Below are 25475 nucleotides of genomic sequence, written 5' to 3'. Positions count from 1 at the left end.
ACTGACCGTGCGAATCACGGTTTATTCGAATCCCCCGCGATCATAGCCGATGCGTCACAGCCAACCATGCTGGCACCCGACTATCAAGAATTCGCTAATCGGGGGGCCAGCTCAAGACCGTGACAATACCGTGATTTTCAACGATCGCACGTGGAATACGCGTCGAAATCCACGGAACGTTGCGGGATTGCCACGCCGGCAAACGAGCACGAAAGCGGAACTTTCTGCCCATGCCCGTGCACTTGCGGGCGGGTCCGCCGGCGTGTTTGCCGGTTATGTGAGGCGTCAATGTGAAGATCACACCGACGCCCCGGGATGCCTGCCCTGACTCAAGCGGCCTTCGCGCTTGCCGGGTCGTCGGGACGCTTGTCGATCACCTTGTCGACCAGGCCGAACGCCTTGGCATCGTCGGCGGTGAGGAACTTGTCGCGCTCGAGCGCGTCCTCGATCGCCTTGTAGGTCTGGCCGGTGTGCTTCACGTAGATCTCGTTGAGGCGCTTCTTGAGATTCAGGATTTCCTGGGCGTGCAGCATGATGTCGGTGGCCTGGCCCTGGAAGCCGCCGGAGGGCTGATGCACCATGATGCGGGAATTCGGCAGCGTGAAGCGCATGTCCTTCTCGCCGGCCGCGAGCAGCAGCGAGCCCATCGAGGCCGCCTGGCCGGTGCACAGCGTCGACACCGGCGGACGGATGAACTGCATCGTGTCATAGATCGCAAGGCCCGACGTCACCACGCCGCCCGGCGAGTTGATGTACATCGAGATTTCCTTCTTCGGATTCTCGGCCTCGAGGAACAGCAGCTGGGCGACGATCAGCGTCGACATGCCGTCTTCCACCGGGCCGGTCACGAAGATGATGCGCTCCTTCAACAGGCGCGAGAAGATGTCGTAGGCGCGTTCACCGCGATTGGTCTGCTCGACGACCATCGGGACGAGGTTCATGTAGGTTTCAACGGGATCGCGCATTGGAAGGACCCTGGGGTTAGGGGTGATGCAGGACGTCTGAACGACTTGGTCTCAAGGCTTGGTCTTAGGCGAATTTGCCTTAAGGCTTACCTTGAGGCTTAACCCAGATATAGGCCAATTTCCGGCCGACAAGACCGGCACTAGCCACCCGGGCAGGTCGGGAGTTCGGGTCGAACTTCAAGCTGATTCGACCCGCCCCGCCTAGCGACGGCAATCCGTCGCAGGCCGGCTTTCTCGGTACATCATTAACGCGAGGTGCCGCGATTAGGCGGCAGTTTTCTCAGCGTCTTCATCCTTGAACAGCTCTTCCTTGGTGACCTTCTTCTCGGTCACGTTGGCGAGCTCCAGGATGAAGTCGACCACCTTGTCCTCGTAGATCGGGGCGCGCAGCTGGGCCAGCGCCTGGGCGTTGCTGCGGTAGTAGTCCCAGACCTCCTTCTCGCGGCCCGGCATCTGGCGGGCGCGCTCGATCACGGCGCGCGAGATCTCGTCGTCGGTCACGGTGATCTTGTTCTTCTCGCCGATCTCCGACAGCACGAGGCCGAGGCGGACGCGGCGGTCGGCGATCGCCCGGTATTCCTCCTTGGCGGCCTCCTCGGTGGTGTTCTCGTCGGCGAAGGTCTTGTTGGACGAATCCATCTCGGCCTTGATCGAGTTCCACATCAGGTTGAACTCTTCGTCGACCAGCGACGGCGGCGCCTCGAACTTGTGGCTCTCGTCGAGACGGTCGAGCAGCGCGCGCTTGACGCGCTGGCGGGTGGCGCCGGCGAACTCGGCCTTCAGACGCTCGCGCATCAGTTCCTTCAGCTTGTCGAGCGACTCGAGGCCAAGCGTCTTGGCGAATTCGTCGTCGATCTTGGTCTCGCCGGGCGCCTCGATCAGCGTCGCGGTGGTCTCGAACTCCGCCGGCTGGCCGGCGAGCTTGTCGTTGAGATAGTTCTTCGGGAACGAGACCTTCAGCGTCTTGGTCTCGCCGGTGCCGATACCGATCAGCTGCTCCTCGAAGCCGGGGATGAACTGGCCGGCGCCGATCACGACCTGGATGCCCTCACCGGTGCCGCCCTCGAAGGCCTCGCCGTTGATGGTGCCCTTGAAGTTGATGGTGACGCGGTCGCCCTGCTCCGCCTTGGCGCCCTCGGCCTTGGCATTGTACGGACGGCCGCCTTCGGCGACGCGCTTGATGCCGTCATCGACATCGGCATCGGAGACCTCGACCACCGGCTTCTCGACCGAGAAGGTCTTGAAGTCGGCGAGCGTGATCGGCGGCACCACCTCGATCGCGACCGTGTAGGTCAGGTCGGTCTTGCCCGACAGCAGATCCTCGACCTCGGCCTTCTCGGTCGGCATCGTGATCTTCGGCTCGCCGGCAAGGCGGAAGCCGCGGTCGGTGAAGATCTGCTTGTTGGTGTCGCTGATGGTCTGGTCGATGGTCTCGGCCATCACCGAGCGGCCGTAGATCTTCTTCAGATGCGCGACCGGCACCTTGCCGGGACGGAAGCCGTTGAGACGGACCTTGTCCTTGAGGTCGACCAGCTTGGCGCCCGCCTTGGCATCGAGATCGGATGCCGGAACGCTGATCTTGAATTCGTGCTTCAGTCCCTCGTTGAGGGTCTCGGTGACCTGCATGGTGTCAATCTTCTTCCGCTTTCGCCACGGGCCTTGCGGACCGTCGCAGTGTTCAATCAAGTCGACGCGCGGCCTGTTCAAGCCTGACGCCGGTGGTTCGGTGAACCCGCGGCCCGCGTGAGGCTCAAGGTTCTCCAAGGAATCGTCATGCAAACGCTGTAAGCGCTTGGTGCGGGCGGAGGGACTCGAACCCCCACAACTTTCGTCACTGGAACCTAAATCCAGCGCGTCTACCAGTTCCGCCACGCCCGCGTGAAAAGCATCCACTCCGGCCGCGATGCCGCGGGCGGCCGGGCTTATAGCATGCGCCCACCGGTTCGCAGCAAAAAAATGGCCGTTATGCAAGCTGCGCTGCGACTGATCGCGACTGGACAGGCTTAACTGAAAATGGTCCGCATCGGCCCGATGGCAAGTCCCGTATCAAGCCCTGATTTTACCCTCACCCGACGCGAGCTGATGACCGCCATCGGCGCCGCGGCGCTTTGTCCGGTCTGGCCGGCCACAGGCTCGGCGCAAGGGCGGACCGCGGTCGCCTTGCAAGCCAAGGCCGACCGCCTTGCGCTTCGCCCCGGCGGCCCCGAGACGCCGGTCGTCTCGCTTGCCGGCGGCGAGCTCCGCTTCAAGCGCGGCGAGACCCTCGAGGTCAGCTTCGGCAACGAGCTCGCGGTCGGCGCCACGCTCGATTGCCGCGGGCTCGACGGAGTGCCGGCCGCACAGCCGCTGATCTCGCGCGCCCCGATCGTCCCGGGGGCAAAGGATACCTTCCAGCTCCCGCTTCGCCATGCCGGAACCTTCCTGTGCGAGCCCTGCCTGCTCGGCGATGGCAGCCTGCAGGCCCGGCCGCGCGCCCTGATCGTGACCGGCAACTCGCCGGTCGCGCTTGATCGTGACGAGATCGTCCTGATCGAGGAGTGGCGCCTGCGCGCCGATGGAACGCCGGTTCCGCCTGGTAGCGACCCGAAAGATACCACGCCGATTCATACGTTTAACGGCAAATCCTCGTTCGAACTCTCGGCTCCGGCCAACGCCCGCCTCAGACTCCGGTTTATCAACGGCAGCCAACGCAGCGTGCTGGCGGTCAAGCTGGAGAACATCGACACCAGGGTGATGGCGATCGACGGCCAGCCCGCCGAGCCGTTCCCGGCCCGCAACGGTGCGCTGGTCCTGGCGCCGGGAAGCCGCACCGACGTGTTCGTCGACGCGGTCGGCCCGGCCGGAACCAGCTTTCTGATCCTGCTCCATGACGGCAAGCAGGCCCGGCCGGTCGGCAAGCTGACGGTCTCCGGCGAGCCGCCGCTGCGCCCCGCGCCGTTTCCCCCGGCGCCGCCGCTGCCGGGCAACGACCTGCCGGCCCAGCTCGACCTGAAGGCCGCCGCCCGGTTCGACCTCGCGCTCGGCGCGCCGGCCGACTGGGTTCAGCCGGCCGAGTTCAAGCCATCTTCCGCGCCAGCCTTTCAGGCCAAGGCCGGACGCCCCGTCGTGCTGGCCCTGGCCAACCGCGCAACGGTTGCCACCGTTTTCCATCTGCACGGCCATCACTTCCGCCTGCTCGACCGGCTCGACGACGGCTGGAAGCCGTTCTGGCTCGACACGCTTGCGATCGAGCCCGGCCAGACCCAGCGCGTCGCCTTCCTCGCCGAATATCCCGGGCGCTATCTGATCGAGCAGGTCGCGACCGATTGGGCCGCGCCGCGGCTGCTGCGATGGTACAGTGTCCAATAACGACAACAGGAAACGCTCATGAGCCAGACAGTTGCAGCGATCCGCGCAGTTCGCGCGCGAAGCGTCGTGGTGCCGCTCAAGCGCCCGGTGAAGACCGCGTTCGCCACGATCGATTCCGGTCCGCTGGTCCTGATCGATGTCGAGACCGATCAGGGCGTGACCGGCCGCACCTATCTGTTCGCCTACAGCAGACTGACGCTTCAACCGCTTTGCTATCTGATCGAGGAGATCGGGCGCGAGCTCGTCGGCAAGCCGGTCGCGCCGTTCGATCTGATGCGGGCGATGGATGCCAAATTTCGCCTGCTCGGCTGGCAGGGGCTGGTCGGCATGGCGGTGTCCGGCCTCGACATGGCGTATTGGGACGTGCTCGGCCAGCTCGCCGGCCGGCCGCTGGTCGAACTGCTCGGCGGTACCGCAAAACCGATCAAGGCCTATGACAGCTACGGCGTGGTCGATCCCGTAGCCGACGAGCGTGCGCTGCGCCGCTCCCTCGACCAGGGATTCAAGGGCATCAAGATCAAGGGCGGCGACGGCGATGCCTCCAATGATGAGCGCGTCGTCAAGGGCGTGCGTGCCCTGCTCGGACCCGATATCGCGCTGATGCTCGACTTCAACCAGTCGCTCGATCCGGCCGAAGCCACCCGCCGCATCGCGCGCCTTGCGCCCTACGATCTGCATTGGATCGAGGAGCCGGTGCCGCAGGAGAGCCTCTCCGGTCACGCCAAGGTGCGCGAGACCTCACCGACGCCGATCCAGGCCGGCGAGAACTGGTGGTTCCCGCGTGGCTTTGCCGAGGCGATCGCCGCCGGCGCGTCCGACTTCATCATGCCCGACGTGATGAAGGTCGGCGGCGTCAGCGGCTGGCTGCAGGTCGCCGGCCAAGCCGACGCCGCGTCGATCCCAATGTCGAGCCATCTGTTCGCGGAGGTCAGCGCACACCTGCTCGCGGTGACGCCGACCGCCCACTGGCTCGAATTCCTCGACTTTGCCGGCGCGATCCTGACGAAGCCCACGGAGATCGTCGACGGCGCCGTCACCGCCCGCGGCCCCGGCCTCGGCATCGAATGGAACGAGCCGGCGGTCGCGAAGTATCTGGTGGGCTGAGATCGATCCTCAACCACTGCTAGGGGACTCAGTACTCAATCCCGAACTCGTCATAGAGGCGGCGGAACACGGCGGGCAGCACTTCGGTGAGATCTTCGGCGATCAGGCCGGGGCCAGCCTCGCTGGCGGCTTCGCCGTGCATCCACACGCCAATGCTGGCGGCCTCGAACGCCGCGACGCCTTGCGCCAGAAAACCCGCGATGATGCCTGCGAGCACGTCGCCGGCGCCGGCGGTCGCGAGCCAGGGCGGCGCGTTGCCGGCAATGGTGGCGCGGCCGTCGGGCGAGGCCACCACCGAATCGGCACCCTTCAACAGCACCACAGCGCCGGAGCGTTCGGCCGCGGCGCGCACGCGCTCCAGCTTCGAGCGGCCCGGATGCTTGTTGGAGATGTCGCTGAACAGCCGCGGAAACTCGCCCTCATGCGGCGTCAGCACGATTTGCTGGCCGTCGGACGCCTTGATCGCCTCGAACAGCCGGTCCGGCGCGGCGGCAAAGCTGGTCAGCGCGTCGGCGTCGAGCACCAGATGCCGCTGCGCCGCCAGCGCGGTGTGGACGAAGTCGCGGGTGCGCGCATTGACGCCCATGCCGGGACCGATTGCACATGCATTGAAGCGCTTGTCGCCGAGCATCTCGGCGAACTGGATCGGGTTGTCGACCGCGCGCACCATCACCGCGGTCAGCGCCGCGGCGTTGACCGCGAGCGCATCGCGCGGCGAGGCCAGCGTCACGAGGCCCGCGCCGGCACGCAGCGCGCCGCGCGCCGCAAGGCGCGCCGCGCCGGTGGAGGCGATGTCGCCCGACACCACGACGGCATGACCGCGTGCGTATTTGTGGCCGTCGATCCGCGGCACCGGGAACGACCAGCGCCAGGCCTGCGGCACGTTCTCCGCGGTCAGCGGCTTGATCTCGTCGAGTACGGTCAGATCGATGCCGATGTCGGCGACGCGGACCCGCCCGCATTGCATCCGCCCGGGCAGCAACAGATGCGCGGGCTTCTTGCGGAAGAACGTTACTGTCTCGGTCGCCTGCACCGAGGCACCCATCACCGCGCCCGTGGTGCCGTTGATGCCGCTCGGCAGATCGACCGCGAGCACCGGCGCACCGTTGGCGTTGATCGCCGCGATCATCTCCAGCGGGTCGCCCTTCACCGGACGGTTGAGGCCGGCGCCGAACAGCGCGTCGATGATCAGCGCCGGCTTGCCGAGCGCCTGCGGGTTGAACGGCAGCACCGGATACTTCCAGCCCTTCGCCGCCAGCGCGGCGTCGCCCTGCAGGCTGTCGCGCTCGCAGAGCAGGACGACCGAGACCTCACGGCCGCGCGCGGCGAGTTCAGCGGCGGCGACAAAGCCGTCACCGCCATTGTTGCCGCGGCCGGCGACCACGACGATCGGCCCCTCCTCGACCAGGTCCATCGCCGCCTCGGCGACCGCCTGCCCGGCGCTCATCATCAGCGCGAAGCCCGGCGTGCCGGCCGCGATGGTCAGCCGGTCGGCGCGTTCCATCTCGGTGGTGGTCAGGACGTCCATGCCGAATCCTCAATCGCTTCGCCTTTTCGAGAGGCAACTCCCGCGCTGTTCCCGGAGTTTCTAAGGTCTGATTGCATACGGATTGATCTATTTGCCTATTCGTTAGGCTTGGATATCATAGCCATCTGGTTCGATATCAGCCGACTGCCTGTTAAAAGGCTGATAACATTCCAAATTCGGGGACCATCACAACTTGGCATAGACCCTGCTTTTGAGGAAGCCGCACACAGCAGCGGCTGTTGCGGCCATTATGCGTGCTTCCGGCCAGCCGCCGGAAGCCTTAAGAACCCACGAGACTGCGCCCCACGCGCATCAAAACACGACTTGTTATCTGCAATGCCCGGGAGGCGCTCAGTGAAGAAGATTGAAGCCATCATCAAGCCCTTCAAGCTCGACGAGGTGAAAGAGGCGCTCCAGGAAGTCGGACTGCAGGGCATCACCGTCACCGAGGCCAAGGGTTTTGGCCGGCAGAAGGGACACGCCGAACTCTATCGCGGTGCGGAATACATCGTCGACTTCCTGCCCAAGGTGAAGATCGAGATCGTGATCGGCGACGACCTGGTCGAGAAGGCGATCGACGCGATCCGCCGCGCCGCCCAGACCGGGCGCATCGGCGACGGCAAGATCTTCGTCTCCAACATCGAGGAAGCGATCCGCATCCGGACCGGCGAATCCGGGCTGGACGCTATTTGAGGGCGGTGCTATCCGGATTTTCTGACGCCAAAAGAGAACAAAGGCTGCTTCGGCAGCCTGATTTCGTTTGAGCCGTCACGCCAACTCGCCACAAGCGGGAATAACCTCGCCCACCGCCGCAAAACCGACCCGCTCATCCATAAGGGGTATTCATGAAGACCGCCAAAGACGTCCTGAAAATGATCAAGGACAACGACGTCAAATACGTCGACCTGCGCTTCACCGATCCGCGCGGCAAATGGCAGCACGTGACCTTCGACGTCGGCATGATCGAAGAGGACACCTTTGCCGAAGGCCAGATGTTCGACGGCTCCTCGATCGCCGGCTGGAAGGCGATCAACGAATCCGACATGTGCCTGATGCCCGACCCAGTCACCGCGACGATCGACCCGTTCTTCGCCGAGACCACCATGGTCATCACCTGCGACGTGCTCGAGCCGACCACCGGCGAGCCCTACAACCGCGACCCCCGCGGCATCGCCAAGAAGGCCGAGGCGATGGTGAAGTCGATGGGCGTGGGCGACACCGTGTTCGTCGGCCCCGAGGCCGAGTTCTTCGTGTTCGACGACGTGCGCTATTCGGCCGACCCCTACAACACCGGCTTCCGCCTCGATTCCTCCGAGCTGCCGATCAACTCCGCCACCGAATATGAAGGCGGCAATCTCGGCCACCGCATCCGCACCAAGGCCGGCTACTTCCCGGTGCCGCCGCAGGACTCGGTGCAGGACATGCGCTCGGAAATGTTAGGGGCGATGGCCAAGATGGGCGTCAAGGTCGAGAAGCACCATCACGAGGTCGCCTCCGCCCAGCACGAACTCGGCATGAAGTTCGACACGCTGACGCTGATGGCCGACCAGATGCAGATCTACAAGTACTGCATCCACCAGGTCGCGCACATCTACGGCAAGACCGCCACCTTCATGCCGAAGCCGGTCTATGGCGACAACGGCTCGGGCATGCACGTCCACCAGTCGATCTGGAAGGAAGGCAAGCCGACCTTCGCCGGCAACAAATATGCCGACCTGTCGGAGACCTGCCTGCACTACATCGGCGGCATCATCAAGCACGCCAAGGCGATCAACGCCTTCACCAACCCGTCGACCAACTCCTACAAGCGTCTGGTGCCGGGCTATGAGGCGCCGGTGCTGCTCGCCTACTCGGCGCGCAACCGCTCGGCCTCGTGCCGCATCCCCTACACCGCGAACCCGAAGGCCAAGCGCGTCGAGGTGCGTTTCCCCGACCCGATGGCCAATCCCTATCTCGGCTTCGCCGCGATGCTGATGGCCGGCCTCGACGGCATCAAGAACAAGATCGATCCGGGTCCGGCGATGGACAAGGACCTCTACGATCTGCCGAAGGAGGAGCTGAAGCAGATCCCGACCGTCTGCGGCTCGCTGCGCGAGGCGCTGGAGAACCTCGACAAGGACCGCGCCTTCCTCAAGAACGGCGGCGTGTTCGATGACGACTTCATCGACGCCTATATCGAGCTGAAGATGACCGAGGTCGCCCGCTTCGAGATGACCCCGCACCCGGTCGAGTTCGAGATGTACTACTCGCTGTAAGCTTTACGGCTCTCAGCAATGCGAAAGGCGCTTCCGACGGAAGCGCCTTTTGTTTTTGGGCACAAATGTCTCCCGTCATTGCGAAGAGCGCAGCGACGACGCAATCCAAGTCTCCGCAAGCGGTGAGATGGATTGCTTCGCGGAGCCTGTCATCGGACGCGCGTTCGCGCGACCCGTTGGCTCGCAATGACGCGGCGAGTGAGCGGCCCTGATCCGTAGGATCGGTACGCTGCGCTCCACCTGTCCTGCGAACTACTCCTTCGCCTTTGCGATCCGCCGGCCACTCTCGTCGATCGCGCCAAAGGTGCCTGCGATCAGGTCCGGCGTCGGGATCATGCCGCCCAGCGACCAGCTCGCCGGCTCGCCCTCCTCGATCTTGACCCAGACCGTCTTGCGGAAATCGGGATTGCCCTGCCCCTCGACCTCGACCATCAGGTCGGTGATGCGCTCGTGCAGCGCCCGCTTCTGCGCGAGATCGAGGATGCCGCGGACGGTGGAAATGGTGACGTAAGGCATTGGGTCGCTCCGTTGGTTGAAACAGCGCGGCGAGTGTGCCGAACGGGCTGAATACACAGCAGTGGCCGATCGGACAGAGATCGGGCAATATCTGCCAGCGGCCGGCGGCGTTGATCGGCTAGTGTCCGCGCCCGGAGGTGCCATGAAGCTCGCGATCCTCGCACTGGAAGGCTGCATGCAGTCGGCGGTGGCCGGCATTGCCGACATCCTCGCCCTTTCCAACCATGTGATGACGCTGCGCGGCAGCGCGGCGCCGTTTAGCTGGCGGACGCTGTCGCTCGACGGCAAGCCGGTGCGCGCCGGCGGCGGCATGCTGCTCCCGGTCGACGGCGCGATCGGTACACGCGCGACCTATGACGCGATCATCGTGCCCGGCAGCCTGATCGATCACGCTGCGGCCCAGCGCCTGCAACCGCAGTACGACCGCGCCGGCGCCTGGCTGCGCCGTCAGCACGCCGGCGGCCGGCTGATCGGCGCCTTCTGCAGCGGCGTGTTGCTGCTCGCCAATGCCGGGCTGCTCGACGGCCGCCGCGCCACCATCACCTGGTGGCTGCAGAGCGAGCTCCGCCGCCGCCATCCCAAGGTCGATCTCGCCGGCGACGCCGTCATCACCCAGGCCGATCGCCTGGTCTGCGCGGCCGGCCCGATGTCGTGGGTCGATCTGCTGCTGCGGCTGATCGAGCTGGTCGAAGGCCCGGAGGTCGCCAAGGTCTGCGCCGATTATGCCGTGATCGACACCGCGCAGCGCACCCAGGCGATCTTCATGCCGCTCGACTACATGCTCGCCCAGGATCCGCTGCTGATGAAGGCGGACATGCTGGTGCGCCGCACCGGCAAGACGCCGATCACGGTCCGCCGTCTCGCCCATGCACTGGGCCTCAGCGAACGCACGCTGAACCGCCGCTTCCGCGAGCTGACCCACGAGCCGCCGCAAGCCTTCATCACGCGCCGCCGCGTCGAGCATGCCCGCACGCTGCTAGAGACGACCACGCAGCCGATCAAGGCGATCGCCCGCGCCACCGGCTATGAGGACGAGAGCAGCTTTCGCAAAGCCTTTCGCAAGCTGACGCTGACCTCGCCGCAGGCCTATCGCGCGCAGCGATCGATGCGCGCTGCCTGATCGCGGGAAGGCCGGAAGACTACGGTCAGCAACGCTGACAAAACCCCACGAAGTGGCGCGAACCAGCACGCAAGGTGACGTTCTGAATCGACAATGCCGGGAGTCGGGTGTTCACTCGCGGCAACGACCGGAAAAGCGGCGCGCGGTAAAAACAGACACATTCATTTTGCATGGGGAGAAACGAGATGTCTTTCGTCGCTCGACGAATAGCGGCGCTTTCGACCGCCATCACCATTCTCGCTGTCTGTGCTGGCAGCGCATTTGCCCAGAAGAAATACGACACCGGCGCAACCGATACTGAAATCAAGATCGGCAACATCATGCCCTACAGCGGGCCGGCATCCGCCTATGGCACCAGCGGCCGGGCTCAGGCGGCTTATTTCCGCAAGATCAACGCCGAGGGCGGCATCAATGGCCGCAAGATCAATTTCATCTCGTACGACGACGGCTACAGTCCGCCGAAAACGGTCGAACAGGCACGCAAGCTGGTTGAAGGCGACGAGGTCTTGCTGATCTTCGCAGCGCTCGGCACGGCATCCAACGGCGCGATTCAGAAATACATGAACGTGAAGAAAGTACCGCAGCTGTTCATTCAGACCGGCGCCACGAAGTGGAACGATCCGCAGAACTTTCCGTGGACCATGGGCTGGCAGCCCAGTTATCAGAGCGAGGGACGGATCTACGCCAAGCACATCCTGAAGGAAAAGCCGGGCGGCAGGATCGCCGTCCTCTATCAGAACGACGATTATGGAAAAGACTATCTCAAGGGCCTGAAGGACGGCCTCGGCGACAAGGCGGCGTCGATGATCGTCATCGAGGATGCGTACGAGGTGGCCGAGCCGACGATCGACACGCACATCGTCAAGATGAAATCGATGAACGCCGATGTATTCGTCGACATTGCCACACCGAAGTTCGCCGCGCAGGCCATCAAGAAGGCGGCCGAGATCGGCTGGAAACCGTTACACATCCTCAACTCGGTGGCCTCCTCGCTCGGCGCCGTGATCCAGCCTGCCGGTTTTGAGAACGCACAGGGCATCATCTCGGTGGCCTACATGATGGATGCGCTCGATCCGCAATGGAAGGACGACCCCGGGATGAAGGCGTTCGACGAGTTTCTCTCCAAATATTTCCCCGAAGGCAATCGGGCCGACAGCCTGGTGATGACGGGTTACAACGCCGCTCAAACGCTGGTTCAGGTGCTCAAGCAGTGTGGCGACGATCTCACGCGTGCCAACGTGATGAAACAGGCCGCCAGCCTGAAGGCCTTCCGGACCAGCAACCTGCTGCCCGGAATCACGATGAACACCAGCCCGATCGATTTCGCGCCGATCAAGCAGATGCAGCTCAGACGACTCAAGGGCGAGAAATGGGAGCTGTTCGGGCCCATGCTCAGCGCGGAAGTAGGAGGCTAGCGAACCGCAGGATGGTGGAGCGACTTGTCCGCCGTAGCTCGAAGAGCGAAGGCGGAAGCGATATCCACCCTTCCGGACCCCGACGAACCTACACCCGGAACAGCTTGGCGTATCTTGCCTTGATCTCCTCGCTCTGCGCCTGCACCTGGGCCGGATCGGCCTTGAGCATCTTCAGCTTGTTCAGTGGCACATGTTCGGCCTTCTCCTTCACCTGGGCGTGGAACGAGCGGTGGGCGAATTCGTCGGCCAGCATCTGCTGGGTCGCGGCGCTGAAGAAGAAGCTCTGGAACAGTTTTGCCGCGTTCGGGTTCGGCGCGCTCTTGAAGATGCCGCTCGGCACGATGATCAGCGGCGCCCCTTCGGTTGGATAGACCACTTCGACCGGCTTGCCCTGGTCCTTGGCCAGCACCAAATTGTAGTCATTGCCGTCGGCCATGATGGCGCGTTCGCCGAGCAGGATCTTCTTCGGCGGATCGGCTGCCGACTGCACCTGCATCACCCGCTGCTGCGCCAGCTTTTCCAGATAGGGCCAGCCGAGATCGCGCGCCAAGACGAAGGTCGCGGTCATGATCGCGCCGGAATAGCCCGGATGACCCTTGACGATCTTGCCGCGCCATTTCGGGTCGAGCAGGTCGGCAAAGCTCTTCGGCGCCTCTTCGCGTTTCACCTGATCGGTGTTGTAGCCGATCACCTCGAACCAGGCGCAGGACGTCGCCGAGGTGCCATCCGGATCGATCTGGTCGGCCGGAAAATTCTTGGCGACATCTTCCGGCACGTAGGCCGCGAGCCAATCGTTCTTCTTCCAGTCGAGATAATGCGCGGGGTCGGTGGAGTTGGCGACGTCGACGGCGTTGATGCCGCTGCCCTGCTCCTGTGCGATGCGCTGAAAGATCCGCTCGGCGCCCGAGCGCTCGACGCGGACGCTGATCCCGAGATATTTCTGCTCAAAGCTGCGCGCCAGCCGCTCGGCGGTGTTCAGTTCGAGCGCGGTGTAGAACGAGACCTTGCCCTCCTTGGTCGCCGCCGCGATCAATTCCGGCGTCACCGCCTCGGCCGGTGGCGCCGCCGCCCTCAGCGGTTCGGCGAACACCATGCCGGCCGCGGTCGCCGCCGTCGCCTTGATCAAATCGCGCCTCGACCATTTGCGGTCCTGCATCTGCACACTCCCCGGGGGTCGGGCCGTTGACCGGCCACGCCATTGTTACGGAAGTGATGATAGTCGGATGGGTCGAGCGAAGCGATACCTATCCTGCAGACCGCGGATCGGTCTTGTCCGGAGGGTTCTCGCGCAAGAAGCGTTCGAGATCGGGCAGCACGGAGTAAGGCTGCGGAACCGGGTCGCCCTGAAAGTCGACCTGCAGATCGAGGCAGCGCCGCAGCATTCGCGCCAACTCGCTGCGCCGATAGGGTTTGGTCAGCAGCGGAATGCCGTGACCACTGCGCCCCTGCTGCGTTGGCAAGGCGCCGTCGCTGTAGCCCGAGGTGAACAGCACCCGCATTGCCGGGCGCCCTGCCATCAGCGTCTCCGCGAGCTGCCGGCCGTTCATGCTGCCGGGCATCACGATGTCGGTGAACAAGAGGTCGAACGCGGTGCCGCGGCGGACGATCGCCAGCGCCTCGTCGGCGTTGGCCGCCACCAGCACCTTGTAGCCGAGGCTTTCAAGTTGTCCGGTGACATATTCGCGGATCCGGGCGTCGTCCTCGACGCACAGGATGGTCTCGGTGCCGCCGCGGACCGGCGCTTCGTCCTCCTCGTCCGCACGCGGCGCGACGCCGTCGGCCTTCGGCAGATAGATCCGGAAGATCGTGCCGCGCCCCTCCTCGCTCCGGACCTCGATGCCGCCGCCGCTCTGCTTGACGAAGCCGAACACCATGCTGAGCCCGAGCCCGGTGCCCTGCCCGACCTCTTTGGTGGAGAAGAACGGATCGAAGATCTTCTCCAGATGCGACGGCGAGATTCCGACGCCGGTGTCGGTCACCTCGATCACGAGATGATCGCCGGCGCGCTCGACGCCGCGCGTCACCGCCTCGGGAATCCCAAGCTGGATGTTGCGGGTCGCAAACGTCAGAGTGCCGCCCTCCGGCATCGCATCGCGCGCATTGATGCCGAGATTGACCAGCGCCGCCGAAAGCTGGCTGCGGTCGACGAACGCCAGCCAGGCGTCGCGGCGGAGCTCGGTCCTGATCTCGATCTGCGAGCCCAGCGTCTGCGACAATAGCCGCACCACCTCGCCGATCAGCTCGTTGACGTCGGTCTCGGCGGGCTGCAGCGGCTGCTTGCGCGAGAACGCCAGCAGACTCGATGTCAGCTGCGCGCCGCGATCGGCGGCATCGCTGATCAGCTTGGCGATCGCGGCAAGCTGCGGGTTGTCCTTGACGCCGTCGGCGAGCAGCTCGATCGTGCCGGTGATCACGGTCAGCATATTGTTGAAGTCGTGCGCGATGCCGCCGGTCAGCCGCCCCAGCGATTCCGTCTTCTGGGCCTGGATCAACTGCTCGGCGGCGACGCGCCGCTGGGTGATGTCCCTGACGAAGGCGTTGACGACGTAACCATCGCCGCGCTTGAGCGCGTTGAGCGACACCTCGACATAGAACAAATGGCCGTCGCGGTGCACCGACGGCGATTCATAGCGCATGCCCATGCCGCCGGCCGCGGTCTCCTGCAGGAAACGGGTGATGCGCTGCCGGTGCGCGACGCGCAGCTCTTCCGGGACCACCAGTTCCACCACCTTGCAGCCGACGGCCTCCGATCTGGTCCAGCCGGTCAGCGCCTCGGCCTGCGGGCTCCAGTCCAGCACGATGCCGTCCTGGTCGGTCTGGACGAAGGCATCGAGCGCGGTCCGGATGATCGCCTGCGCCATCTGCTCGCTCTCGACCAGCGCCGCATGCGCCTGCCGCCGCGCCGTGACGTCATGCAGCACCGAGACCGCACCGCGCAGATTCCCGGCGTCGTCGCGCAACGGCCGGGAGTTGGCGACGAGGCAGACTTCGGGGGCGCCGGACCGCGGCTTCACCACCAGCTCGAGAGCCTCGATATCCTCGCCGCGCAGCGCCCGCACCAGCGGCGACTCCGCAATTGGCATCGGCGTCACGCCGTCGGCGTAATAGCACTCGAAGCTGCGCACGCCGGTTAGGCTGTTGAAGCCGGCATCGATGCCGAACAGCTGTCGCGCGGCGGCGTTGACGACCACGACCGCACCGGTCTCATCGGCAATCACCACCAGGTCACGGATGCTCTCGACCGTCGTTTCCAGCAGGTTCTGCCGCGAGCCCAATTGCGCCGACAGATCGGCAAGCGCCGCGGTAAGGCGAGCGATCTCATGACCGCTGGCAGTGGACACCGTTGCCGGCTCGCCACGCGACAGCCCCTCCACCGCCTGGGCGAGCGGCTTCGAGAGCGATCTGGCAATGATCTCGGCAATCATCAGCACCACCGCAATTGCGCCCACGGCGAGCCCAAGGCCCGACCAGGAGGCGCCGTGGATAAGCCCCAGCGCAAGCAGGATCGCGACGACCGGGAGCGTCACCCCGAGCGCCAGACGGCCCGACAAATTCATCCCGACCAACTCATCGTGATCAGCCGCACCGGAAACGGAAAAAAGGGAAACAGGAATTCGGAAAGGATCGTCGGCGCCGGGCAATATCCGGTGGGCTGCTCCGGTGTTGCTTAGCCGAGTCCGGCCCGGCGATCCGCCAATTTCGTATCCGTAGAATTACGGAGATGCATTTCGGCGGTCTACGACCGCGTCCTCACCTGTCATCGCCCGGCTCGACCGGGCGATCCAGTACGCCGCGGCTTCTCGGCTCAAGTGCTGCTGCCTCTGGAATACTGGATCACCCGCATGCGCGGGTGATGACACCGCAAATGGATCGCCAGATGCGCCCTACGCCGCCCGCCGCCGCTCGCGCAGTGCGTCGCCAAAAGCCTCGAACAGGGCGCGGTTGATCGGGTTGCGCTGCGGGTCGTATTCGGCGTGCCACTGCACGCCGAGCGCAAAACCGGGCGCGTCGGCGATGCGGATCGCCTCGATGGTGCCGTCCTCGGCGATGCCCTCGATCACGACGCGATCGCCCGGCACCAGGATGCCCTGCCCGTGCAGCGAATTGACCCGGATCGACTCGCGCCCCAGGATCTTGGCGAAGGCGCCGCCCGGTGTCAGCGCGACGTCGTGGCGGTCGGCGAAGATCACCGTGGGATCGGGATGGATCTCGCCGTTCTCCAGCCGCGGCATGCGATGGTTCATGCGGCCGGGAAGCTCGCGGATTTCGGGATGCAGTGAGCCGCCGAACGCGACGTTCATCTCCTGCAGGCCGCGGCAGATGCCGAAGATCGGCACGCCGCGCGCGACGCAGGCCTCCGACAGCGCCAGCGCGACGTCGTCGCGGTGCAGATCGTAGGGTTCGTGGGCCGCGCAGGGCTCGGTGTTGAAACGGGTCGGATGAACGTTGGCGCGCGCCCCCGTCAGCACCACGCCGTCGACCACGTCGAGCAAGGCCCCGACGTCGGTAATTTCAGGACTGCCTGCGAACATCAGCGGGACGGCGCCCGACACCTCGGCAACCGCGCGAAGGTTGCGCTCCCCGACCATCTGGACTGTGAAACGATTTTCGATGCGATGGGCGTTTCCGATCACGCCGACCACGGGCCGTCTCATTATCTCAAGTCTCGCGCAATGATTCTTCTAAGTTTGCGACGCTGCAAAGACGATCATGCCTTCGAGTTCCCGCCGGATCAACTGCCTATCTGTGCAAAGCCCACCTTGCAGCCCTGCACAGCACCGGTGCCGATGACCCGGATCGGCCCTAGCGGCGCCAAAAGCGGTCACTTTCGGGCGAAGGCGGCCCCGGCATCGATGCTCTCGACGCCGGGCAGGCCAGCCGCACGGAGCGCGGCGGCGGCGGGCGCACTGTCGCCGCCGAGCCAGGGCAGCCGGGCCTTGATGGCGCGGGTGACGGGTTCGCCGAGCCTGCCGCCGAAATCGAGCGGCCAGTAGCCGTTCGGCACCACTTCGGCGGTGAGCCCGTGCAGCCGGTACCCCTGGGCCGAGTGCGGCCTCGCTGTCGTCGGGCAAAACGGCACGCGCGCTGCCGGGGTCGGCCGGGTCGGCGAACGTCATCAGCACCGGGATCAGCTTGCCCGTCACCGGGACCACGCCGGTCTGACTGCTCATCGCGCTGAACGAGACGCGGTCGCCGCGGGCCGCGCCGTAGGCGCGCAGCGCGACGTAGTTGATGTCGTCGAGATCGATCGCCTTGTCGAGATGGGCGAGCAGCGCGACCAAATTCTTGCCGCCGCCGAGATCGACATAGACCGCATCGCCCGCGGTGCGGGTGTGGCCACCGCGGCTGTAGCCGCGGTCGGGATGCACCGCGAGCACGCCGGAGTTGGATTTGATGCCGTCCGGCGTCTCGACCTCGACCGACAGCCGGTATTTGTGGCCTGGCCGGTTGATCCGGATCTGGTCGCCGATCACAAGCGCCGCGAGCAGCGCGAGCGGCCCGACCCATTTCAAAACCATGCCCCGCCCTCGCCGTTCCCCGAGCGCGTCCGCCCGATCGATCTTTTGCCTCGCTTGGCACAATCGGGACGCCAGCGTCAAACCGCCGTGCGGTCGCAGCTTGATCCCCGCGGCGGTTTCGCGACAAAGTGGCGAGGACACCGGCGCGGAAGGGAATCACCCGTGACAGACTCGGCTGACAATCGCCTGCGGGCGCGCAACGACATGGCGTGGGCGATCGCCGTCGGCGGCACCGGGATCGTGCTGTTCGCGGCGCTTCTGATGTTCACCTGGCATTTCGCCGCGACGCTGTTCCTGCTCTTCGCCGGCATGCTGCTCGGCGTCGGGCTGAACGCCATGACCACCCTGCTGGGCCGCCTGACCGGGCTGCCCCACCCGCTGCGGCTTGCGATCGTCTGCCTGGCGCTGGCCGGGCTGTTGTCCGGCATCGTGTTCCTCGGCGGCACCACCATCGCGCAGCAGGCCACGGTGCTGACCAACACGATCAAGTCGCAGCTCGGCAGCGTCAAGGACTTCCTCGAGCAGCATGGCGTCGACACCAGCTACTTCGATTTCAGCAACGTGACCAATGAGGCGAAACAGGAAGGCGCCGGCGCGGCAACGACGACGGCGCCCGCCACCTCGCAGAGCCACGGCCTGCCCGGCGCCAGCGCGCTTGCCTCGAGCGGCGGGGCGATCATCGGCCAGACGCTGAAGGTGCTGCTCGGCACCGTCAGCGTGGTCGGCAACTTCTTCATCGTGCTGTTCCTGGGGCTCGCCTTCGCCGCCCAGCCGAGCGTCTACCGCGCCGGGCTGCTGTTCATCGCGCCGGCAAAATACCGCCGCGAGGCCACCGCCATCGTCGACCGCATCGGCGAGACGCTGGAGCGCTGGCTGATCGCGCAGATCATCACGATGGTGGCGGTATTCCTGGTCACCTGGATCGGGCTTGCGATCATCGGCATCCCGAGCTCGTTCATCCTCGGCATCCAGGCCGGACTGCTCGCCTTCATCCCGACCGTCGGGGCGATCCTCGGCGGGCTGATCGTGGTGCTGGCGAGCCTCGCGACGGGCTGGATCGCGGCGGTCTCCGCCTTCGTGCTGTTCCTCGGCGTGCACGCGCTGGAAAGCTACGTGCTGACGCCGATCATCCAGCGCCAGGCGCTCGACATCCCGCCGGCGACGCTGTTCGCGTTCCAGATCCTGCTCGGCGTCGTGTTCGGCGTCTGGGGGCTGGCGCTGGCGCTGCCGCTGATCGCGATCGCCAAGGTGATGATCGACCATTTCAAGGCGGAGAATAGCGCGCCTGCCAAAGCCGCGTGAGATCAGAGCGTTTTCGAGCGAAGTGGATACCGGTTCGCGTGAAGAAAACGCGTCAAGACAAAAATAGGTTCAAGCGAGCAGCAGCACCATGCCTGCGACGATCAGCATGACGCCGATCAGCATCACGACCGGCCAGCGGCGCTGGGGCGGCGCGTAGCGGCCCTGCGCGCGGCGTTCGGCGATCAACGCGGTCTCGTACTCGTCGGAGTTCGCGAACAGGCAGGCGAAACCGCCGCGCGCCGAAGCCGCCGCCGCTTCGAGCGACATCAGAGCAGCCTGCGGATTGCGGGTGCGGATCGACTCCATGCCCAAAAGCATGGGATCGAATGGTTAACCGGACGTTACCGCTCAGGCCCGCACCGGCGCCGGCTTCTGCCGCGCGGTGGCCGGCAGGCCCGCGGTCTTGCGCCGCCAGTTCTCCAGCGACAGCGGCAGCTCTTCGGCGGCCTCGACGCGGTTACGGCCGCCGCGCTTGGCCTGGTAGAGCGCGGTGTCGGCGGAGGCCAGCAGCACCTCGAGCTCGGTGCCGGCGGGGCCGCCGGCGACGCCGATGCTGACCGTGGTGTCGACCGCGCCTTCTTCGCAGGTGATGTTGCTGCACTCGAAGGCCTCGCGCACGCGCTCGGCGACCAGCACGCCCTCCTCGAGCGAGCACGGCAGCAGCGCCGCGAACTCCTCGCCGCCGATGCGGCCCGACAGGTCGCTGATCCTGAGGTTGTTGACCACGACGGCGGAGAACAGCTTGAGCACCTCGTCGCCGGCGGGATGACCGAAGCGGTCGTTGATCGACTTGAAGTGATCGATGTCGAAGATCATCACGGTGACCGGCCGGCCGGCATTGGCCTCGCGCTCGATCACGCGCGTGCAGGCCTCGGTGAAACCGCGGCGGTTGAGCATGCCGCTGAGCGGATCGATCGACGCCGCGGTCTTGTGCACGGCCACCGCGCGGTCCGACACCATCATGAAGATCACGAACACCGTGCCGATCGCGTACAGCACGAGCTCGATCGAGAACAGCGTGACCCAGAAGCTCGAGACGAAATTCACATCGTGCGGGCGCAGGAGGTCGCCGACCAGGATCGGCAGCATCAAGGCGCCGCCATGCAGCACCGGCACCGCGATCGCAAGCCAGCGCTTCTGCATCGCGCGGCGGCGCTCGCTGAACAGTTCGGTGGCGGTGAGCGCCGCATAGACCGCGACGATGCCGGCGCCGATCGTCATGCGCATTGCGGGACTCTCCACCATCGTCATGGTGGCGACCCAGACGATCGGGCCGAGCACGAGACCCGCCAGGTTGGGCTTGCGGCCATGGAAAATCCGCGCCGCATTCCAGACCAGGCCGCAGGCGGCAAAGCCGACCGCATTGAGGGCGAGCACGATGTGCACGCCGAGCGAGGAGCCGCCCAGCGTCCAGATCGCGACCGCCCCTGCGCCGAGCAGATAGGCAGTGCCCCACCATTTCAGCGCGGGAATGCTCTCCTGCCTGCCGAACATCAGCAGCATAGCGCCGAGCATGCCCGCGACCATGGTCGCGAACAAATAAAGTGTCGATGTGTCAAACGACATGAACAGCCCCCAGCCCTGGGTGATGTAACGTTCGCAGGCGCAATTGAAATTGGTGATGCTGCGCTTCTGCTGGTTGCCACGCTAGGGCGGCCGAGTTCCAATTTCGTTTGCACGCATACGCAAGTTTTCGCGAAAAACTGCGTTAATTCACATCTAAGAGCGGCACAGAAACATCGACACGCAGCGCAGCAAAAAGGGCGCCTCTCGGCGCCCTCTTCAATTCTATGCGTGCGGCGATTGCCGCAAATTTTAAGTCTCGAATTAGCGCTTCGAGAACTGGAAGGACTTGCGGGCCTTCGCCTTGCCGTACTTCTTGCGCTCGACCGCGCGAGAGTCGCGAGTCAGGAAGCCGCCCTTCTTGAGCACGCCGCGCAGCTCCGGCTCGAAGTTGGTCAGCGCCTTCGAGATGCCGTGACGGACAGCACCGGCCTGGCCGGACAGACCGCCGCCGGCGACGGTGCAGATCACGTCGTACTGGCCGTTGCGGGCAGCAGCGACCAGCGGCTGCTGGATCATCATGCGCAGCACCGGGCGGGCGAAGTAGACTTCGAACTCGCGGGTGTTGACCGAGATCTTGCCCGAACCGGGCTTGACCCAGACGCGGGCGACCGCGTCCTTGCGCTTGCCGGTGGCGTAAGCGCGGTTGTACTTGTCGACCTTCTTGACGTATTTCGGCGCTTCGGGAGCCGCCGGCTTGACCTGCGCGAGCTGGTCGAGGGACTGCAACGTATCGGACATTATGCGGCCCTCGTGTTCTTGCGATTCAGGGAAGCGATATCGATCTTCTCGGGGCTCTGCGCTTCATGCGGATGCTCGGCGCCGGGATAGACCCGCAGATTGCCCATCTGCATGCGGCCGAGCGGACCGCGCGGGATCATGCGCTCGATCGCCTTCTCGACGACGCGCTCGGGGAAGCGACCCTCGAGGATCTGCTTGGCGGTGCGCTCCTTGATGCCACCGATGAAGCCGGTGTGCTTGTAGTAGGTCTTCTGCTCGCGCTTGCGACCGGTCAGCACCACATGGGCGGCGTTGACGATGATGACGTTGTCACCGCAATCGACATGCGGGGTGTAGGTGGGCAGGTGTTTGCCGCGCAGGCGCATCGCAACGAGGGTGGCGAGACGGCCGACGACCAAACCCTTGGCGTCGATCACGACCCACTTCTTCGTCACTTCGGCGGGCTTGGCCGAGAACGTGCTCATGGTGAAATCCGTGAAAAAGGAAATCGGCGCCGTATGCGCCGAACTGGGCGGCTTTCTAGAGAAGCCGCGCGCGCCAGTCAACGCCGGTGCGCGCAAATTATATCAATAGAAACAGCAGCTTATAAATATGGTGTAATAATACCAGCGAAAAGCTCAAATATTTGGAATGGAATAGGTCGCGGTCACATGGGCGATCGGGTCGGGCGAACTGCCGGACAGCAGGTTGACCTCGCCGACCGCGAGCCGCTTGCCGAGCTTGAGCAGCTTCGCAACCGCGAGCACGTCCTGCCCCGGCTGGCCCTTCCGCAGGAAATTGATGTTGAGATTGGTGGTCACGGCGAGGCCGACCGGCCCGATCGCCGACAGCAGCACCACATACATGGCGAAATCTGCGAGCCCCATCAGGGTCGGCCCGGACACCGTTCCGCCCGGCCGCAGCATGCGCTCGCTGAAACGCTGGCGCAGCAGCGCCGTCTCGCCGTCGGCGCTTTCGATCCTGATATCGTCGCTGCTGAACGCCTGCGGAAATTCCTTGCGCAGGAACTCCTCCACCTCAGCCGCGCCCATTTTCGCTATCGCCATGCCGTTCCTGCCCTCGCCTCTGCCTGCCTGTTACATTAAATTGTCATCGACACCATAATGGAATTTCGCCATGACCACCCAAGCTGCCCGCGCAGAAGTGCCGCACGCCCCGATCCTGCTGCGTGAGACCGTCGGCAGTATCGCCATCCTGACGCTCAATCGCCCGGCGGCCCGCAACAGCCTCTCCGAAGGCATGATTGCCGAGTTGCACGCGGCGCTGAACGCGATCCGCGACGACAAGAGCATTCGCGCCGTCGTGCTCGCCGCCAACGGCCCGGCCTACTCCGCCGGCCATGATCTGAAGGAGCTCACCGCGCGCCGCAGCGACGCCGATCGCGGCCGCGCCTACTTTGCGCAGATCATGAACGCCTGCAGCGCGATGATGCAGGCGATCGTGCATCTGCCGAAGCCGGTGGTAGCGTCCGTGCAGGGCATTGCGACCGCGGCCGGGTGCCAGCTGGTCGCGAGCTGCGACCTCGCGGTCGCCTCGGAGGCCGCGAGCTTTGCGACACCGGGCGTCGACATCGGGCTGTTCTGCTCGACGCCGATGGTGGCGCTGTCGCGCAACGTGCCGCGCAAGCAGGCGATGGAGATGCTGCTCACCGGCGAGCCGATCTCGGCGGCAACCGCGAAAGATATCGGCCTGATCAACCGCGTGGTAACAGCAGGCACCGAACGCGACGCCGCGATCGCGCTGGCGCAGCAAGTCGCGTTGAAATCGGCCTACACGGTGAAGCTCGGCAAGGAGGCGTTCTATCGCCAGGCCGAGATGAGCCTCGCGGATGCCTATCGCCTTGCGGCGGAGGTGATGACCGAGAACATGATGGCGCGCGACGCCGAGGAAGGCATCGGCGCCTTCATCGAAAAGCGCGAGCCGAAATGGCAGGATAAGTGACGACGCAATCTATGCGTCGTCATTCCGGGGCTCGCAAAGCGAGAACCCGGAATCTCGAGATTCCGGGTTCGATGCTGCGCATCGCCCCGGAATGACAGATTGGATATGTAATGAACCACGACGCCTACGACGACAATTACATCCGCAGCATCCTCAACGGCGTGAAGTCGATCGCGATGGTCGGCGCCTCGCCGGTCAATGTGCGGCCGAGCTATTTTGCGTTCAAATACCTGGCGCAGCGCGGCTACGACATGATCCCGGTCAATCCCGGCCATGTCGGCAAGACGCTGATGGGCAAGCCGTTCGTCGCTTCGCTCGCCGACATCGGTCATCCGATCGACATGATCGACATCTTCCGCAATTCGAGCCACATCATGCCCGTGGTCGAGGAGGCGCTGAAGCTGTCGCCACCGCCGAAGGTGATCTGGATGCAGCTCGGCGCGCGCGATGACGCGGCCGCCGAGAAGGCGGAGGCCGCCGGGCTCAAGGTCGTGATGAACCGCTGCCCGAAGATCGAGTATGGCCGGCTGTCGTCGGAGATCTCCTGGATGGGCGTCAATTCGCGCACGCTGAGCTCCAAGCGCGCGCCGATTCCGACCCAGGGCATGCGGCTGTCGCTCAATCGCACGAGCTTCGGCGGCGGCCAGACTGCCGCATCCGACCGCGCCGCGAAAAACAAAACCGAGACGACCTGAGGCCACCGCGGAACAATCGTTTCGATCCCGCGATCAGGTGCAGCACCTCACTTCAAACCCGAGGAGCCGCCGCCGAGCTGCCTTGACGGCGGCGTGTGCTGCCATCAGCATGCCGCGCATTTTCGACCAGGCCACAACAGGACGCCAGATAATGACCGATCGCCTTCCGGGATTTTCCACCCTCGCCGTGCACGCGGGCGCGCAGCCTGACCCCACCACCGGCGCGCGGGCGACGCCGATCTATCAGACCACGTCATTCGTGTTCAACGATGCCGACCATGCCGCCTCGCTGTTCGGCCTGCAGGCGTTCGGCAACATCTACACCCGGATCGGCAACCCGACCAATGCGGTGCTGGAAGAGCGCGTCGCCGCGCTCGAGGGCGGCACCGCGGCGCTCGCGGTGGCCTCCGGCCACGCGGCGCAGGTGGTCGTGCTGCAGCAGCTGATGCGGCCCGGCGACGAGGTGCTTGCCGCGCGCAAACTCTATGGCGGATCGATCAACCAGTTCACCCACGCCTTCAAGGCGTTCGGCTGGAACGTGGCCTGGGCCGATCCGGACGACGCCGCAAGCTTTGAGCGCGCGGTGACGCCGCACACCAAGGCGATCTTCATCGAGTCGATCGCCAATCCCGCCGGCAGCATCACCGACATCGAAGCGATCGCGGCGGTGGCGCGCAAGGCCGGAGTGCCGCTGATCGTCGACAACACGCTGGCCTCGCCCTATCTGATCAAGCCGATCGACCACGGTGCCGACATCGTCGTGCACTCGGCAACGAAATTCCTCGGCGGCCACGGCAACTCGCTCGGCGGCATCATCGTCGATGCCGGCACCTTCGACTGGGCGAAGGACAACAAGTACCCGATGCTGAGCGAGCCGCGCCCGGAATATCACGGCATCCGAATCCAGGAGACGTTCGGCAATTTCGCCTTCGCGATCGCCTGCCGCGTGCTCGGCCTGCGCGACCTCGGCCCGGCGCTGTCGCCGTTCAATGCGTTCATGATCCTGACCGGCATCGAGACGCTGCCGCTGCGCATGCAGAAGCACTGCGACAATGCCAAGGCGGTCGCGGAATTCCTCTCCTCGCACCCGGCGGTCTCGGCGGTGAACTATGCCGGCCTGCCCGGCGACCGCTACAACAATTTGCAGCGCAAATATTCGCCGAAGGGCGCCGGCGCGGTGTTCACCTTCAGCCTCAAGGGCGGCTATGACGCCGGCGTCAATCTGGTGTCGAACCTGAAACTGTTCTCGCATCTCGCCAATGTCGGCGACACCCGCTCGCTGGTGATCCACCCGGCCTCCACCACCCACAGCCAGCTCGACGACGAGGCCAAGGTCAGGTCCGGCGCGGCGCCCGACGTGGTGCGGGTCTCGATCGGCATCGAGGACAAGGAAGACCTGATTGCGGACCTCGACCAGGCGCTGCGCGCCTGAACCGCACCATAAGTTCCGGAGCGGTGCGCCG

At 65.1% G+C, this 25475-nt stretch carries 23 protein-coding genes and 1 tRNA gene; 10 read left to right on the top strand and 14 right to left on the bottom strand.

Annotated elements, in window-relative coordinates:
* Positions 1-329: 329 nt before the first annotated feature.
* The 3 genes from CI41S_RS29400 to CI41S_RS29390 form a co-directional block, all read right to left on the bottom strand.
* A complete protein-coding gene (locus tag CI41S_RS29400; protein ID WP_139483229.1) occupies positions 330-965 on the bottom strand; it encodes an ATP-dependent Clp protease proteolytic subunit in 636 nt (211 codons plus the stop codon).
* Positions 966-1229: 264 nt separating this feature from the next.
* Positions 1230-2591: a trigger factor gene (tig, locus tag CI41S_RS29395; protein ID WP_139483228.1), complete on the bottom strand. Its 1362-nt coding sequence runs from the start codon at positions 2589-2591 to the stop codon at positions 1230-1232.
* Between the two features lie 167 nt (positions 2592-2758).
* Positions 2759-2843, bottom strand: a tRNA-Leu gene (locus CI41S_RS29390).
* Between the two features lie 204 nt (positions 2844-3047).
* Between CI41S_RS29390 and CI41S_RS29385 the strand changes: the two genes are divergently transcribed.
* Together CI41S_RS29385 and CI41S_RS29380 are read left to right on the top strand one after the other, a co-directional pair.
* A complete protein-coding gene (locus CI41S_RS29385) occupies positions 3048-4313 on the top strand; it encodes a multicopper oxidase family protein (RefSeq protein ID WP_244622296.1) in 1266 nt (421 codons plus the stop codon).
* Positions 4314-4331: 18 nt separating this feature from the next.
* Positions 4332-5417 (top strand): enolase C-terminal domain-like protein, encoded by a 1086-nt coding sequence (locus CI41S_RS29380; protein WP_139862721.1) that lies wholly within the window; start codon positions 4332-4334, stop codon positions 5415-5417.
* A 28-nt stretch (positions 5418-5445) separates the two neighbouring features.
* On the opposite strand, the gene CI41S_RS29375 is transcribed toward CI41S_RS29380, so the two are convergent.
* Positions 5446-6945, bottom strand: coding sequence for an NAD(P)H-hydrate dehydratase (locus CI41S_RS29375; protein WP_139862720.1), 1500 nt, complete (start codon positions 6943-6945; stop codon positions 5446-5448).
* A gap of 354 nt (positions 6946-7299) precedes the next feature.
* On the opposite strand from CI41S_RS29375, the gene CI41S_RS29370 reads away from it, so the two are divergent.
* The gene (locus CI41S_RS29370) at positions 7300-7638 is read left to right on the top strand and encodes a P-II family nitrogen regulator (RefSeq protein WP_011441447.1); all 339 of its coding nucleotides are present in this window, start codon (positions 7300-7302) and stop codon (positions 7636-7638) included.
* A gap of 152 nt (positions 7639-7790) precedes the next feature.
* Positions 7791-9200 (top strand): type I glutamate--ammonia ligase, encoded by a 1410-nt coding sequence (glnA, locus tag CI41S_RS29365; protein ID WP_139483224.1) that lies wholly within the window; start codon positions 7791-7793, stop codon positions 9198-9200.
* 252 nt (positions 9201-9452) lie between these two features.
* On the opposite strand, the gene CI41S_RS29360 is transcribed toward glnA, so the two are convergent.
* Positions 9453-9716: a tautomerase family protein gene (locus tag CI41S_RS29360; RefSeq protein WP_139483223.1), complete on the bottom strand. Its 264-nt coding sequence runs from the start codon at positions 9714-9716 to the stop codon at positions 9453-9455.
* A 142-nt stretch (positions 9717-9858) separates the two neighbouring features.
* Between CI41S_RS29360 and CI41S_RS29355 the strand changes: the two genes are divergently transcribed.
* Positions 9859-10836 carry a GlxA family transcriptional regulator gene (locus CI41S_RS29355; RefSeq protein ID WP_139862719.1) on the top strand — a complete coding sequence of 326 codons (978 nt, stop codon included), beginning with the start codon at positions 9859-9861 and terminating at the stop codon, positions 10834-10836.
* Positions 10837-11021: 185 nt separating this feature from the next.
* Positions 11022-12251, top strand: coding sequence for an ABC transporter substrate-binding protein (locus tag CI41S_RS29350; protein ID WP_139862718.1), 1230 nt, complete (start codon positions 11022-11024; stop codon positions 12249-12251).
* Positions 12252-12339: 88 nt separating this feature from the next.
* On the opposite strand, the gene CI41S_RS29345 is transcribed toward CI41S_RS29350, so the two are convergent.
* From CI41S_RS29345 to CI41S_RS29330, 4 genes are all read right to left on the bottom strand, one after another.
* Positions 12340-13407, bottom strand: a complete 1068-nt coding sequence (locus CI41S_RS29345) for an extracellular solute-binding protein (protein WP_139862717.1) — start codon at positions 13405-13407, stop codon at positions 12340-12342.
* An 88-nt stretch (positions 13408-13495) separates the two neighbouring features.
* Positions 13496-15808 carry a hybrid sensor histidine kinase/response regulator gene (locus CI41S_RS29340; RefSeq protein ID WP_139862716.1) on the bottom strand — a complete coding sequence of 771 codons (2313 nt, stop codon included), beginning with the start codon at positions 15806-15808 and terminating at the stop codon, positions 13496-13498.
* 327 nt (positions 15809-16135) lie between these two features.
* Positions 16136-16906 carry a gamma-glutamyl-gamma-aminobutyrate hydrolase family protein gene (locus tag CI41S_RS29335; RefSeq protein ID WP_139483219.1) on the bottom strand — a complete coding sequence of 257 codons (771 nt, stop codon included), beginning with the start codon at positions 16904-16906 and terminating at the stop codon, positions 16136-16138.
* A gap of 27 nt (positions 16907-16933) precedes the next feature.
* Positions 16934-17770 (bottom strand): hypothetical protein, encoded by an 837-nt coding sequence (locus tag CI41S_RS29330; protein WP_244626729.1) that lies wholly within the window; start codon positions 17768-17770, stop codon positions 16934-16936.
* A gap of 162 nt (positions 17771-17932) precedes the next feature.
* Between CI41S_RS29330 and CI41S_RS29325 the strand changes: the two genes are divergently transcribed.
* Entirely contained in the window at positions 17933-19072 is a 1140-nt protein-coding gene (locus CI41S_RS29325) for an AI-2E family transporter (RefSeq protein WP_139862715.1), read from the top strand.
* Positions 19073-19141: 69 nt separating this feature from the next.
* Here the strand turns inward: CI41S_RS29325 and CI41S_RS29320 are convergent, their stop codons facing one another.
* The 5 genes from CI41S_RS29320 to CI41S_RS29300 all read right to left on the bottom strand — a co-directional run bounded on the left by CI41S_RS29320 (position 19142) and on the right by CI41S_RS29300 (position 22422).
* Complete coding sequence (locus tag CI41S_RS29320) at positions 19142-19378, bottom strand: hypothetical protein (protein WP_139862714.1); 237 nt, start codon at positions 19376-19378, stop codon at positions 19142-19144.
* A gap of 42 nt (positions 19379-19420) precedes the next feature.
* Positions 19421-20638 carry a GGDEF domain-containing protein gene (locus CI41S_RS29315; RefSeq protein WP_139862713.1) on the bottom strand — a complete coding sequence of 406 codons (1218 nt, stop codon included), beginning with the start codon at positions 20636-20638 and terminating at the stop codon, positions 19421-19423.
* 261 nt (positions 20639-20899) lie between these two features.
* Positions 20900-21376 carry a 30S ribosomal protein S9 gene (gene rpsI / locus CI41S_RS29310; protein ID WP_139862712.1) on the bottom strand — a complete coding sequence of 159 codons (477 nt, stop codon included), beginning with the start codon at positions 21374-21376 and terminating at the stop codon, positions 20900-20902.
* Positions 21376-21840: a 50S ribosomal protein L13 gene (gene rplM, locus CI41S_RS29305; protein WP_139483213.1), complete on the bottom strand. Its 465-nt coding sequence runs from the start codon at positions 21838-21840 to the stop codon at positions 21376-21378. The genes rpsI and rplM overlap by 1 nt, the downstream gene beginning before the upstream one ends.
* 153 nt (positions 21841-21993) lie before the next feature.
* Positions 21994-22422 carry a PaaI family thioesterase gene (locus CI41S_RS29300; protein WP_139862711.1) on the bottom strand — a complete coding sequence of 143 codons (429 nt, stop codon included), beginning with the start codon at positions 22420-22422 and terminating at the stop codon, positions 21994-21996.
* 70 nt (positions 22423-22492) lie between these two features.
* On the opposite strand from CI41S_RS29300, the gene CI41S_RS29295 reads away from it, so the two are divergent.
* From CI41S_RS29295 to CI41S_RS29285, 3 genes are all read left to right on the top strand, one after another.
* A complete protein-coding gene (locus tag CI41S_RS29295; RefSeq protein ID WP_139862710.1) occupies positions 22493-23317 on the top strand; it encodes an enoyl-CoA hydratase in 825 nt (274 codons plus the stop codon).
* A gap of 110 nt (positions 23318-23427) precedes the next feature.
* Positions 23428-24012 carry a CoA-binding protein gene (locus CI41S_RS29290; protein WP_139862709.1) on the top strand — a complete coding sequence of 195 codons (585 nt, stop codon included), beginning with the start codon at positions 23428-23430 and terminating at the stop codon, positions 24010-24012.
* A 151-nt stretch (positions 24013-24163) separates the two neighbouring features.
* Positions 24164-25444 carry an O-acetylhomoserine aminocarboxypropyltransferase gene (locus tag CI41S_RS29285; RefSeq protein WP_139862708.1) on the top strand — a complete coding sequence of 427 codons (1281 nt, stop codon included), beginning with the start codon at positions 24164-24166 and terminating at the stop codon, positions 25442-25444.
* Positions 25445-25475 lie beyond the last annotated feature (31 nt).

Source organism: Bradyrhizobium ivorense (assembly GCF_900696085.1).
Classification (GTDB): domain Bacteria; phylum Pseudomonadota; class Alphaproteobacteria; order Rhizobiales; family Xanthobacteraceae; genus Bradyrhizobium; species Bradyrhizobium ivorense.
The sequence above is the reverse complement of the archived record's forward strand: the minus strand, read 5'-3'. Positions and strand labels throughout refer to the sequence as shown.